Source organism: Pseudomonas sp. Irchel s3b6 (assembly GCF_900187415.1).
GTDB lineage: Bacteria > Pseudomonadota > Gammaproteobacteria > Pseudomonadales > Pseudomonadaceae > Aquipseudomonas.
Map to the genome: position 1 here is coordinate 154,583 of NZ_FYDM01000004.1, position 13,616 is coordinate 168,198.

Consider the following 13,616-nt stretch of genomic DNA (forward strand, 5'->3'; position numbering starts at 1 on the left):
CCTGGCCGGTGGCTGACGACACTTCGCGGATCGAGGTGTGGATCCGCTCCACGAAACGGTTGAACGAAGTGCCCAGTGCGCCGAATTCGTCATGGCCATGGATGGTCAGGCGCCTGGTCAGGTCGCCTTCACCTTCGGCGATGTCGTGCATGGCCCGGCCCATGGTCAGCAGGGGTTGCATCAGCACGCGGATCAGCATGCCCAGCAGGGCGATGATGATCACCACGGCAATCAGCATGGCGATGATCGCCGAGGTGCGGAACTCGCTGAGCATGGAAAAGGCGGTGTCCTGGTCGAGCACCAGGGCCACGTACCAGTCGGCCGAGGGCACGCCGTTGACGTGGGTGAACGAGATGAACTGGGTCTTGCCGTTGACCTCGACTTCCTGCATGCCCGGGCTGACCTTTGGCGCGCCGGCCGGATAGGCTTCGGAAAGGCTTTTGAGCACCAGCTTGCTGTCCGGGTGAATGAGGATCTTGCCATCGGCGCTGACGATGAAGGCGTGGCCGTGTCCGTCGAAGTCCAGCGAGTTGATGATAGCGCTGACATTGCCCAGGTCGATGTCGGCACCGGCCACGCCGATCATCTGGTTCTGATGGCGTACCGGGGTGGCCACGGTGATTACCAGCTTGCCCGAGGACGCGGCGATGTAGGGTTCGGTGACGATGGTCTGCTGTGCGCCGTTGGCGGCCTTGTACCAGCCACGGGCGCGTGGGTCGTAGTCCGCCGCGCGATTACCGGCCGGCACCGAGAACATCACGCCGTCGGCACCGCCGAAGTAGCTCAGCTGGAAGTTGCTGGTGTACGCCGGCAGGTCGATCGCGCGTTTGAGAGCGTCCAGTGCCGGGCCGTCGACGGCCACTTGCTGGGCCAGCGATTGCAGCAGCTGCATGCGGCTTTCCAGCCAGGTCTGGATGTTGCTGGTGGTCAGGCTGCCGAGCTCCTGCATCGAGGATTCGGTGCTGGCGCGCAGGGTCTGGCGCTGGCGGTAGTCGTTGAACAGGATGAAACAGGCAAACGCAACGGCCACCACAAGGGCAGCGGCGAGCAGGATCTTGTGGCTGAACTTCATGTTTCTGGTCATTAGAGGAGCTACCGCGGGAGGACTGATCAGCGAGGTGCGTCAAATTGCCTCGGTCGAGGCCAGGCGCTGCTTCTATGTCGACAGGTCGGCGCCAAAGATTAGGCGGGTTTGGCGAAAATCGACGAAATGTCGACTGGCGCGAGAAAGTGTCTGATTTACGGGAAAAATGCACAGGCAACCGTTCAAGAAATACCCGGCGGCGGTGGGAACCAGAAGGGGGTTTTCTCTTCTAACCTTCTGGTTGGCAGCCATGCCTTCCCCTCTTTCCAGGAGTTTCACCATGTCGCTGCGTTCTATCGCCTTGCTGTCGTTTTGCGTGCTGTTAGCCGCCTGCAGCAAGGTCAACCAGGAAAACTACTCGAAACTGTCGGCGGGCATGCCCAAGGTCGAAGTCGAAACACTGTTGGGCAAACCTGCCGATTGTTCCGGCGCACTGGGCATGTCCAGCTGCACCTGGGGCGATAAGAACAGCTTTATCAGCGTGCAATTCGCCGGTGACAAAGTGTTGATGTTTTCCGGACAAGGCCTGAAGTAAACCGGGGCTATGTGCCCACGGGAGAAGAATAATGATGCGGTTAGTAATAGCTCTTTTGGCCGGTCTGTTGTTGGCCGGCTGCGCCACTTCTGGCAATGATTCGCTTGCGCCGAAAACGGCCAGTAGCGTCAACCTCAAGCGTTACCAGGGCAAATGGTACGAGCTGGCGCGCATGCCCATGTACTTCCAGCGTAACTGCGCGCAGTCCGAAGCCCACTATGCCCTCAAGCCGGACGGTGACATGGATGTGCTCAATCGCTGCCTGACGCCTGAGTGGACGTGGGAAGAGGTTCGGGGCACCGCGACGCCGCAGGTTCCGGGCAAGGCCGACAAGCTGTGGGTGAACTTCGATAACTGGTTTACCCGCCTGTTGCCAGGTGGATTCAAGGGCGATTACTGGGTGTTGTACGTCAGCGACGACTACCAGACTGCGATTGTCGGCAACCCTGATCGACGTTACCTCTGGTTGCTGTCGCGCAAGCCCGAAGTCAATGCCGATACCCGTGAAGAACTGCTGAGCAGGGCGCGTCAGCAGGGTTACGACACCACACGCCTGATCTGGCGGGTGTCGGACACCAAGATGGCACAGACCTCCAAATAACGCTCTGCATGAGATCGTTCCCACGCGGGGGAACGATCAAGCCCTCGGCCAGTCCCGGCGGTCAGCCGAGCAGGTTGCGCAGTACCTGGGTGAAGGCCCGGCTGCTTTCTTCCTCGCCGGCATGATGCCCGTCGCGCACCACCCACTTGCCATTGACCAGTACGTCGCGCACCTGACGATCGCCGCCGGCAAACAACCAACGGTTGAGGATCCCGTCGCCACTGGCGGTCGTCAGGTAAGGGTCGTTGCCGTCGAGTACCAGCCAGTCGGCGCGCTTGCCGACCTCCAGGGCGCCTATCGGCTGGCCCAGGGCTTGCGCGCCGCCATCGAGCGCGGCGTCGTACAGGGTGCGACCGACCATCGGCTGATGGGTGCCATACAAGCGATTGCGGCGTTGGTCGCGCAGGCGCTGGCCGTATTCCAGCCAACGCAGTTCTTCCACCACACTCAGCGATACATGGCTGTCAGAGCCAATGCCCAGGCGTCCGCCTTGGGCGAGGAAATCCACGGCCGGGAAAATCCCGTCGCCCAGGTTGGCTTCGGTGGTCAGGCACAGGCCGGCGATGGCGCGACTCTTGGCCATCAGGCTGACTTCTTCCGGGTTGGCGTGGGTGGCGTGGACCAGGCACCAGCGCTGATCGACGTCGGTATTTTCGTAGAGCCATTGCAATGGACGGCGACCGCTCCAGGCCAGGCAGTCGTCGACTTCCTTTTGCTGTTCGGCGATGTGGATGTGCACCGGGCACTGCTTGTCGCTGGCCGCCAGTACTTCGCTGATTTGTTGTGGCGTGACCGCGCGCAACGAGTGGAAACACACTCCCAGGGTTTGCGCCGCTTGCTGCGCCAGGATCGGTTGCAGGCGTGCTTGCAGGCTCAGGTAGTTTTCCGTGCTGTTGATAAAGCGCCGCTGGCCGTCGTTCGGTGCCAGGCCACCAAACCCGGAATGGCTGTAGAGCACCGGCAGCAAGGTCAGGCCTATCCCTGCGGCACTGGCCGCCTGGCTGATCTGCAGCGACAGTTCGGCCGGGTCCGCGTAAGGCTGGCCGTTGTGGTCGTGGTGCACGTAATGGAATTCGGCGACCGAGGTGTAGCCGGCCTTGAGCATTTCGATGTACAGCTGGCGAGCGATGATCCCCAGTTGTTCCGGGCTGATTTTTCCGACGAGGCGATACATCAGGTCGCGCCAGGTCCAGAAGCTGTCGTTCGGATTACCGGCCACCTCGGCCAGGCCGGCCATCGCCCGCTGGAACGCGTGGGAGTGCAGGTTCGGCATGCCCGGCAGCACAGGACCACTCAATCGTTCGGCGCCTTCAGCGCTCGCATCGGCCTGGATGTGGGTCAGCAGGCCATCGGCACTGACCTCTAGACGTACATTGTTGGCCCATCCACTAGGCAGTAACGCGCGTTCGGCAAAGAAGGCGGACATGGTTCAGCACCCCATCGTGTGTTATTTGTATATACATATACAGACGTTTGCCTGCTCGGTAAACTCCGGCAAGCTAGTCACTTTCATCAACCATCAAGGATTTCCTGTGCCGACTCCGCCTGCCATCACGCCGCTGAGTGCCAATCTGGGCGACAGTCCGGCGCCCTTGTACGCCCGCGTCAAACAGATGATCACCCAGCAAATCGACAGTGGGAACTGGCCGCCGCACTACCGTGTGCCGTCGGAAAGCGAGCTGGTCAACCAGCTGGGTTTCAGCCGCATGACCATCAACCGCGCCCTGCGCGAGATGACGGCGGATGGCCTGTTGGTGCGCATGCAGGGCGTCGGCACCTTTGTCGCCGAACCCAAGAGCCAATCTGCATTGTTTGAAGTGCACAACATTGCCGACGAAATCGCTTCCCGTGGCCATCGCCACACCTGCCAGGTCATTACCCTGGAAGAAGAAGCCGCTGGTTCCGAGCGCGCTCTGGCGCTGGACATGCGTGAAGGGCAAAAGGTCTTCCATTCGCTGATCGTGCACTACGAAAACGACATCCCGGTGCAAATCGAGGATCGCTTCGTCAACGCGCTGGTGGCGCCGGACTACCTCAAGCAGGATTTCACCGTGCAAACGCCATACGCCTACCTGAATCAGGTGGCGCCGTTGACGGAGGGCGAGCACGTCGTCGAGGCGATCCTGGCCGAGTCGAGCGAATGCAAACTGCTGCAAATCGAAAAGGGCGAGCCGTGCCTGCTGATTCGTCGCCGCACCTGGTCGGGTCGTCAGCCGGTGACAGCCGCCCGTTTGATCCATCCCGGTTCCCGTCATCGCCTGGAAGGGCGGTTTCATAAGTGAGAGGCGTAAATGAGTCAGTTGAAGGTATTGCGCGCGGCTGATTATCCGCGCATGCCGTGGAAAAACGGCGGCGGTAGCACCGAAGAAATCACCCGCGATGCGGGCACGGGCCTGGACGGGTTTGGCTGGCGCCTCTCGATTGCCGATATTGGCGAGTCCGGCGGCTTTTCCACCTTCGCCGGGTATCAGCGGGTCATCACCGTGCTGCAAGGTGATGGCATGACCTTGACCGTCGACGGCCAGGACGCACGCCCCCTGTTACCGCTGGACCCCTTTGCCTTCAGTGGCGAGAGCCAGGTGTCCTGCACACTGTTGGGTGGGGCGATTCGTGACTTCAACCTGATCTATGCGCCAAAGCGTTATGGCGCACGATTGCAGTGGCTGGACGGTGAGCAACGGTTTTTCAGCGAGGCAGGGACTGTGCTGGTGTTCAGTGTCAGCCAAGCGCTTGAACTGAAGGTCGGTAACAGTGTTTCGCAACTGGGCCGACACGATTGCCTGCAGTTCGACGGTAACACTGGCCTGTTGGAAGTCTCCAGTAACGGCCCATGCTGCGTGATTGAACTGGCAGCACGCTGATTCCCAGGCCAATGAGTCTCTCTGTGGCGAGGGAGCTTGCTCCCGCTCGGCGGCGCAGCCGTCGTCAACCCGGCTAGCCGGATGCATCTGACAAATTTCGATTGAATGGTTTGGGGGCTGCGTTGCAGCCCAGCGCGAGCATGCTCCCTCGCCACAAAAGCGCTACACATACCGTTTCCGAAAGCGCACCACTTTGTTACCGAACGCCCCAACGTGACGCAAAATCCCGCTCAAGTAACATTCGTCACCTCCTCGCAAAACGCCTCCAGAAAAAATCGCTGCTCGCCAAACCCTTGCCCCATGGGCGTTTCAGCCAGATTCAGGACTTTATTGGATGGTTCGCCAACAAGTTGGCCGCTTGATTGCATATGCTTGTATGTACAAGTAAAGACGTATGCGTATGAGTCACGGAGACTCGACCATCGTCCACTGATTCGCCGGTGTGCATTGATTGCCCATTGGCTTGCTCGCCCACTGCCTGGGTTGGTTTGGATTGATTGCTGAGGAGTTCTTTTCGTGACTGAGAATAAACCGACGAAATTTCGTGACGTTGAAATCCGCGCTGCTCGCGGTAACAAGCTGACCGCCAAGAGCTGGCTGACCGAAGCGCCGCTGCGCATGTTGATGAACAACCTCGACCCGGCAGTCGCCGAGAACCCTAAAGAACTGGTGGTTTACGGTGGTATCGGTCGTGCAGCGCGTAACTGGGAATGCTACGACAAGATCGTCGAAAGCCTGACCAACCTGAACGACGACGAGACCCTGCTGGTGCAATCCGGCAAACCGGTCGGCGTATTCAAGACTCACAGCAACGCCCCGCGCGTACTGATCGCCAACTCCAACCTGGTGCCGCACTGGGCGAGCTGGGAACACTTCAACGAACTCGATGCCAAGGGCCTGGCCATGTACGGCCAGATGACCGCCGGAAGCTGGATCTACATCGGCAGCCAGGGCATCGTTCAAGGCACCTACGAAACGTTCGTCGAAGCCGGTCGCCAGCACTACAACGATGACCTGAAAGGCCGTTGGGTCCTGACCGCGGGTCTGGGCGGTATGGGCGGTGCTCAACCTCTGGCCGCGACGCTGGCCGGCGCGTGCTCGCTGAACATCGAATGCCAGCAGGTCAGCATCGATTTCCGTTTGAACAGCCGCTATGTCGATGAGCAAGCCACCGACCTCGACGACGCTCTGGCGCGTATCGCCAAATACACCAAGGAAGGCAAAGCGATTTCCATCGCCCTGCTGGGCAACGCGGCTGAAATCCTTCCAGAACTGGTCAAGCGCGGTGTACGCCCGGACATGGTCACCGACCAGACCAGCGCCCACGACCCGCTCAACGGTTACCTGCCAGCCGGCTGGACCTGGGACGAATACCGCGCTCGCGCCAAGACCGAGCCGGCCGCCGTGGTGAAAGCCGCCAAGCAATCGATGGCCGTGCACGTCAAGGCCATGCTGGACTTCCAGAAAATGGGGGTTCCGACCTTCGACTACGGCAACAACATCCGCCAGATGGCGCAAGAAGAAGGCGTCGAGAACGCATTCGACTTCCCGGGTTTCGTTCCGGCCTACATCCGTCCACTGTTCTGCCGTGGCATCGGCCCGTTCCGCTGGGCGGCGCTGTCGGGTAATGCCGAGGACATCTACAAGACCGACGCCAAGGTCAAGGAACTGATCCCGGACGACGCCCACCTGCACAACTGGCTGGACATGGCGCGCGAGCGCATCAGCTTCCAGGGGCTGCCGGCCCGTATCTGCTGGGTAGGCCTGGGCCTGCGCGCCAAGCTCGGCCTGGCGTTCAACGAAATGGTGCGTAGCGGCGAGCTGTCGGCACCGATCGTGATCGGTCGCGACCACCTGGACTCCGGTTCGGTTGCCAGCCCTAACCGCGAAACCGAATCCATGCAGGACGGTTCCGACGCCGTGTCCGACTGGCCACTGCTCAACGCCTTGCTCAACACCGCCAGCGGCGCGACCTGGGTTTCCCTGCACCACGGCGGCGGCGTCGGCATGGGCTTCTCCCAGCACTCGGGCATGGTGATTGTCTGCGACGGTACTGACGAAGCGGCTGAGCGCATTGCTCGTGTTCTGCACAACGACCCGGCCACTGGCGTTATGCGCCACGCCGACGCCGGCTACCAGATCGCGATCGACTGTGCCAAAGAGCAGGGTCTGAACCTGCCGATGATCACGGGTAAGTAACACCCGGTCTGCAGGGGCTGGCTTGTCCGCGTGTCAGGCAAGCCAGCGCCCGCAGCAGTGCCCGCAGAGGTTGGCGATCGTCCAGGCGATAGCCCGCAGATCAAGGCGGTGACCGTACGAAAGCTGAGTGGAGCACGCCGCGCTACAGCGGTCTGGCTCAATTGGACGTGGACAGGACTGGATGCCTCTTGACTGCCGTAAGCCAATTCTTGATTAGGAGCGTCATACAATGAAAATGAACAAGACTCTGCTGAGCACTTTGATTTCCGTGGGCCTGTTGGCCAGCGCAGGCGCCTCTCAGGCCGCCGGTTGGTGTGAATCCGGCAAGCCGGTGAAATTCGCCGGGCTGAACTGGGAAAGCGCCATGCTGCTGACCGACGTGATGCAGGTGGTGCTGGAGAAAGGCTACGACTGCAAGACTGACAGCCTGCCAGGCAACTCCATCACCATGGAGAACGCCCTGAGCAGCAACGATATTCAAGTCTTCGCCGAGGAGTGGGTAGGCCGCAGCGAAGTCTGGAACAAGGCCGAGAAAGCCGGCAAGGTCGTCGGTGTCGGCGCGCCGGTGGTGGGTGCCGTCGAAGGCTGGTACGTACCGCGCTATGTGATTGAAGGCGATGCCAAGCGCAAGCTGGAAGCCAAGGCGCCGGACCTGAAAAACATTGCCGACCTGGGTAAATACTCAGCGGTGTTCAAGGACCAGGAAGAGCCGTCCAAGGGCCGTTTCTATAACTGCCCGGCTGGCTGGACCTGTGAGCTGGACAACAGCGAAATGCTCAAGAGCTACGGCCTGGAAAGCACCTACACCAACTTCCGCCCAGGCACCGGCCCGGCGCTGGATGCCGCCATACTGTCGAGCTACAAGCGTGGCGAGCCGATCCTGTTCTACTACTGGTCGCCAACCCCGCTGATGGGCCAGATCGACGTGGTGAAGCTGGAAGAGAAGCCAGGCGTGGACAAGAGCGTGAACATCAAGGTCGGTCTGTCCAAGACCTTCCACGACGAGGCTCCGGAACTGGTCACCGTGCTCGAGAAGGTCAACCTGCCTATCGATCTGCTGAACCAGAACCTGGCGCGCATGACCAAAGAGCGGATCGAGTCGCCAAAACTGGCCAAGATCTTCCTGAAGGAACATCCTGAAGTCTGGCACCAATGGGTGAGTGAAGACGCCGCCAAGAAAATCGACGCGGCCTTGTAGGTCAAGCCTTCCGGCTGCCGTATTCGGCAGTCGGACACTTGATCGCAACCCCTTGATTGAGAGCCTCTTATGTTTCCCGAAAGCTTTACCTTTTCCATCGCCGACTGGGTCAACAGTTGGGTCGATTCGCTGGTCACCAACTACGGTGATGTGTTCCGCCACATCTCCGACACCCTGCTCTGGGCCATCGTCAACCTCGAAGGCCTGCTGCGTGCGGCGCCATGGTGGTTGATGCTGGCGATCGTGGCGGGCGTTGCCTGGCACGCGACCCGCAAAGTGGTGACCACGGGCGTCATCGTCGGTCTGCTGTTCCTGGTCGGCGCGGTTGGCCTGTGGGACAAGCTGATGCAGACGCTCGCGCTGATGCTGGTGGCGACGGTCATCTCGGTGCTGATCGGCGTGCCGCTGGGCATTCTGTCGGCGCGCAGCAACCGTCTGCGTTCGGTGCTGATGCCGCTGCTGGACATCATGCAGACCATGCCGAGCTTCGTGTACCTGATTCCGGTGCTGATGCTGTTCGGCCTGGGCAAGGTCCCGGCGATTTTCGCCACGGTGATCTACGCCGCGCCGCCGCTGATTCGTCTGACCGACCTGGGTATCCGCCAGGTCGACGGCGAGGTGATGGAAGCGATCAATGCGTTTGGTGCCAACCGCTGGCAGCAACTGTTCGGTGTGCAATTGCCACTGGCCCTGCCGAGCATCATGGCCGGGATCAACCAGACCACCATGATGGCCCTGTCGATGGTGGTCATCGCCTCGATGATCGGCGCCCGTGGCCTGGGTGAGGACGTGCTGGTCGGCATTCAGACCCTCAACGTCGGACGCGGCCTGGAAGCCGGCTTGGCGATCGTGATTCTCGCTGTGGTCATCGACCGCATTACCCAGGCCTACGGCCGGCCACGGCATGAGGTGAGCAAATGAGCAACGCAGCCAAGATCGAAGTCAAAAACGTCTTCAAGATTTTCGGCAATCGTTCGGCTGACGCGCTGGACATGATTCGCCAGAACAAGAGCAAAGACCAGGTGCTGGCCGAAACCGGCTGCGTGGTCGGGGTCAACGACCTGTCGCTGAGCATTGGTACCGGCGAGATCTTCGTGATCATGGGCCTGTCGGGTTCCGGCAAGTCGACACTGGTGCGCCACTTCAACCGCCTGATCGACCCGACCAGCGGCGCGATCCTGGTGGATGGCGTGGACATCCTGCAATACGACATGGAGGCACTGCGCGAGTTTCGCCGGCACAAGATCAGCATGGTGTTCCAGAGCTTCGGCCTGCTGCCCCACAAGAGCGTGCTGGACAACGTCGCCTACGGCCTGAAAGTGCGCGGCGAAAGCAAGCAAGTGTGCAGTGAGCGCGCCCTGCACTGGATCAACACCGTGGGCCTCAAAGGCTACGAAAACAAATACCCGCATCAGCTGTCCGGTGGCATGCGTCAGCGCGTAGGTCTGGCCCGGGCACTGGCGGCCGACACCGACATCATCCTGATGGACGAAGCCTTCAGCGCCCTTGACCCGCTGATCCGCGCCGAAATGCAGGACCAGTTGCTGGAACTGCAGAAGACCTTGCACAAGACCATCGTGTTCATCACCCATGACCTCGATGAAGCCGTGCGCATCGGTAACCGCATCGCGATCCTCAAGGACGGCCGCCTGATCCAGGTCGGCACGCCGAAAGAGATCCTGCATTCGCCGGCTGACGAGTACGTCGACCGTTTCGTGCAGCGGCGCGCGGCGGTGGTTTGAGTGTCGATGATGGCGAGACTGTTGTGTGGCGAGGGAGCTTGCTCCCGTTCGACCGCGTAGCGGTCGCAGAGTGTTTGGGGCTGCTTCGCACCCCAGCGGGAGCAAGCTCCCTCGCCACGGGTGTAACGCATCAACAAAGTTTGTATGAGGCTTCAAATGTCCCAGACTGAAAAAATCGTTATCGCCGATACCCCGTTGCGTTGGCAGGATGTGGTGGCGGTCGCCCGTGGTGGCGCGCCGCTTGAGTTGGCGGCCAGCACCTGGGCGCGGATCGAAAACGCCCAGGCCATCGTCCAGCGCATCGTTGTCAGCGGCGAACGCGCCTATGGCGTCAACACCGGTCTAGGCGCGCTGTGCAACGTCTCCCTGCAAGGCGAGCAGTTGAGCCAGCTATCGCGCAACACCTTGCTCAGCCACGCCTGTGGCGTTGGCGCGCCACTGACGAACGAGCAGACCCGGGCGATCATTTGCGCGGCGATCCTCAACTACAGCAATGGTAAGTCCGGCGTGCACCGGCAAGTGGTCGAAGGGCTGCTGGCACTGCTCAACCGGGGCATCACCCCGCAAGTGCCGTCCCAAGGCTCGGTGGGTTACCTGACGCACATGGCCCACATCGGCGTTGCCTTGCTGGGTGTCGGCAATGTCAGCTACCGCGGGCAGATCGTCCCGGCGCAGCAAGCCTTGGCCGAAGAAGGCCTGAAACCGGTCGTGCTCGGCGCCAAAGACGGCCTGTGCCTGGTCAACGGCACGCCGTGCATGAGCGGCCTCAGCTGCCTGGCCCTGGCCGACGCTACCCATTTGCTGCAATGGGCCGACGTGATCGGCGCCATGAGCTTCGAAGCCCAGCGCGGTCAGATCGCGGCGTTCGATGCCGAGATCATTGCGCTCAAGCCGCACCCGGGCATGCAGCAGGTGGGGATCAATCTGCGGGCCTTGCTCGATGGCAGCGAAGTGATCGCGTCCAGCCTGGGCATTCGTACTCAAGATGCCCTGAGCATTCGTTCGATCCCGCAGGTTCACGGCGCTGCCCGCGATCAGCTGGCGCACGCGACCCGGCAGATTGAAACCGAGCTCAACGGCGTTTCCGACAACCCGATGCTGTTGGGCACGCCGGACAACTTCCGGGTGGTGTCCCAGGCTAACCCCCACGGTCAGTCGGTGGCCATGGCGGCCGACCTGCTGGCGATTGCCATGGCGGAAATCGGCTCGATTGCCGAACGTCGCCTCGATCGCTTGATCAACCCGCACGTCAGTGGCCTGCCGGCGTTCCTGGTAGCCAATCCCGGGGTGAACTCCGGGATGATGATCGTCCAGTACGTCGCGGCCTCGCTGTGTGCGCAAAACCGCCAGTTGGCGCAACCGGCGGTACTCGATAACTACGTGACCTCGGGCCTGCAGGAAGACCACCTGAGCCTGGGCACCAACGCGGCGCTGAAACTGCACGGGGTGCTGGAAAACTGCACGCAGATCCTCGCCATCGAGTACCTGCTGGCCGCCCAGGCATTCGAATTCCTGAAGGACCAGCGTTTCGGCGCCGGTACCGACACCGCCTGGCGCCTGTTGCGTGAGCGCGTTGCGGCCTACGACCAGGACCGCTGGCTGGCACCGGACATCGCCAGCGCGGCCTCGATTTTGAAAGACCCGACATTGCTGCAAAACGCTTTACCGACCCTGAACTGATATCGACCCAGCCAGCGTGCCAAGGCGCTAACCCCCTTAAAAAGCGGGAAGCGACGGACAACGGAATTATCCGGAGCGTCTGGTTAGTTAATAGAAAACTCTCAAAAGGAGAATGAATGTGACTGCGCTGAACCTTATCCCAGGCCAACTGAGCCTTGCCCAACTGCGTGCCGTGTACCAACAACCGCTCAGCGTTACGCTGGACGACAGTGCATCGGAGCAAATCGAAGCCAGCGTTGCCTGTGTGGAACAGATCCTCGCGGAAAACCGCACGGCCTACGGCATCAACACCGGTTTCGGCCTGCTGGCCTCGACCCGTATTGCCAGCGAAGACCTGGAAAACCTCCAGCGCTCGCTGGTGCTGTCCCACGCCGCCGGTGTCGGCGAGCCGATCTCCGACGCCCTGGTGCGCCTGATCATGGTGCTTAAGGTCAACAGCCTGAGCCGTGGCTTCTCCGGTATTCGCCGGGTAGTGATCGACGCGCTGATCGCCCTGATCAACGCCGAGGTCTACCCGCACATCCCATTGAAAGGCTCGGTCGGTGCGTCCGGCGACCTGGCGCCTCTGGCCCACATGTCGCTGGTGCTATTGGGCGAAGGCAAGGCCCGTTACAAAGGTGAATGGCTGCCGGCCACCGAAGCGCTGAAAGTCGCCGGCCTGACCCCGCTGACCCTGGCCGCCAAAGAAGGCCTGGCCCTGCTCAACGGCACTCAGGTATCGACCGCATACGCCCTGCGTGGCCTGTTCGAAGGTGAAGACCTGTTCGCTGGCGCCCTGGCGCTGGGTGGCCTGACCGTTGAAGCGGTACTGGGCTCGCGCTCGCCGTTCGATGCGCGGATCCATGCTGCCCGTGGCCAGAAAGGCCAGATCGACGCTGCCGCGGCTTACCGCGACCTGCTGGGCGAGCGCAGTGAAGTGTCCGATTCGCACGAGAACTGCGAGAAGGTTCAGGACCCGTACTCCCTGCGTTGCCAGCCACAAGTCATGGGCGCCTGCCTGACCCAGTTCCGCCAGGCCGCTGAAGTGTTGGCGATCGAAGCCAACGCCGTATCGGACAACCCGTTGGTGTTCGCGGCTGAAGGTGACGTGATCTCCGGCGGTAACTTCCACGCTGAACCCGTTGCCATGGCCGCCGACAACATGGCCCTGGCCATCGCTGAAATCGGCTCCCTGAGCGAACGCCGCATCTCGTTGATGATGGACAAGCACATGTCGCAACTGCCGCCGTTCCTGGTGGCCAACGGTGGCGTGAACTCCGGCTTCATGATCGCCCAGGTAACCGCGGCCGCTCTGGCCAGCGAGAACAAGGCCCTGGCTCACCCGCACTCGGTGGACAGCCTGCCGACTTCCGCCAACCAGGAAGACCACGTGTCCATGGCCCCGGCGGCTGGCAAGCGCCTGTGGGAAATGGCCGAGAACACCCGTGGTGTCCTGGCGGTCGAGTGGCTGGCTGCCTGCCAGGGCCTGGACCTGCGCGACGGCCTGAAAACCTCGTCGAAACTGGAACAAGCCCGCAGCACCTTGCGCGCCAAAGTGCCGTTCTACGAGAAAGACCGTTTCTTCGCACCGGACATCAACGCCGCGAGCGAGCTGCTGGCATCGCGCTGCCTGAATGAGCTGGTCGTAGCGAAGTTGCTGCCGAGCCTGTAAGTCCGATGATCGTTCCCACGCAGGAGCGTGGGAACGATCAACATGACGATTTCCCCGATAAGAAT

At 61.4% G+C, this 13,616-nt stretch carries 11 protein-coding genes and 1 pseudogene; 10 read left to right on the forward strand and 2 right to left on the reverse strand.

Annotated elements, in window-relative coordinates; all coding sequences use genetic code 11:
• Positions 1-49: 49 nt before the first annotated feature.
• A pseudogene (locus CKW07_RS25920) lies at positions 50-1,084 on the reverse strand (cache domain-containing protein); the annotation flags it as partial.
• A gap of 280 nt (positions 1,085-1,364) precedes the next feature.
• On the opposite strand from CKW07_RS25920, the gene CKW07_RS09150 reads away from it, so the two are divergent.
• A complete protein-coding gene (locus CKW07_RS09150; RefSeq protein WP_095144599.1) occupies positions 1,365-1,619 on the forward strand; it encodes a hypothetical protein in 255 nt (84 codons plus the stop codon).
• 31 nt (positions 1,620-1,650) lie between these two features.
• Complete coding sequence (locus CKW07_RS09155) at positions 1,651-2,220, forward strand: lipocalin family protein (protein WP_095077974.1); 570 nt, start codon at positions 1,651-1,653, stop codon at positions 2,218-2,220.
• Between the two features lie 61 nt (positions 2,221-2,281).
• Here CKW07_RS09155 and CKW07_RS09160 read toward each other — a convergent pair whose 3' ends face one another.
• Complete coding sequence (locus CKW07_RS09160) at positions 2,282-3,646, reverse strand: formimidoylglutamate deiminase (RefSeq protein WP_095144600.1); 1,365 nt, start codon at positions 3,644-3,646, stop codon at positions 2,282-2,284.
• Between the two features lie 187 nt (positions 3,647-3,833).
• On the opposite strand from CKW07_RS09160, the gene hutC reads away from it, so the two are divergent.
• From hutC to hutH (CKW07_RS09200), 8 genes are all read left to right on the forward strand, one after another.
• Positions 3,834-4,502: a histidine utilization repressor gene (hutC, locus tag CKW07_RS09165; protein WP_256577038.1), complete on the forward strand. Its 669-nt coding sequence runs from the start codon at positions 3,834-3,836 to the stop codon at positions 4,500-4,502.
• A gap of 9 nt (positions 4,503-4,511) precedes the next feature.
• On the forward strand, positions 4,512-5,081 hold the full coding sequence (locus tag CKW07_RS09170) for a HutD family protein (protein WP_095144602.1): 570 nt from the start codon (positions 4,512-4,514) through the stop codon (positions 5,079-5,081).
• A gap of 516 nt (positions 5,082-5,597) precedes the next feature.
• Positions 5,598-7,280, forward strand: a complete 1,683-nt coding sequence (gene hutU, locus CKW07_RS09175) for a urocanate hydratase (protein ID WP_095077978.1) — start codon at positions 5,598-5,600, stop codon at positions 7,278-7,280.
• A gap of 229 nt (positions 7,281-7,509) precedes the next feature.
• A complete protein-coding gene (locus CKW07_RS09180) occupies positions 7,510-8,478 on the forward strand; it encodes an ABC transporter substrate-binding protein (RefSeq protein ID WP_095144603.1) in 969 nt (322 codons plus the stop codon).
• 69 nt (positions 8,479-8,547) lie between these two features.
• A complete protein-coding gene (locus CKW07_RS09185; protein ID WP_095077980.1) occupies positions 8,548-9,399 on the forward strand; it encodes a proline/glycine betaine ABC transporter permease in 852 nt (283 codons plus the stop codon).
• On the forward strand, positions 9,396-10,220 hold the full coding sequence (locus CKW07_RS09190; RefSeq protein ID WP_095144604.1) for a glycine betaine/L-proline ABC transporter ATP-binding protein: 825 nt from the start codon (positions 9,396-9,398) through the stop codon (positions 10,218-10,220). The genes CKW07_RS09185 and CKW07_RS09190 overlap by 4 nt, the downstream gene beginning before the upstream one ends.
• Before the next feature lie 156 nt (positions 10,221-10,376).
• Positions 10,377-11,900, forward strand: coding sequence for a histidine ammonia-lyase (gene hutH, locus CKW07_RS09195; protein ID WP_095144605.1), 1,524 nt, complete (start codon positions 10,377-10,379; stop codon positions 11,898-11,900).
• Positions 11,901-12,012: 112 nt separating this feature from the next.
• Positions 12,013-13,551 carry a histidine ammonia-lyase gene (gene hutH, locus CKW07_RS09200; protein WP_095144606.1) on the forward strand — a complete coding sequence of 513 codons (1,539 nt, stop codon included), beginning with the start codon at positions 12,013-12,015 and terminating at the stop codon, positions 13,549-13,551.
• Positions 13,552-13,616: the final 65 nt, after the last annotated feature.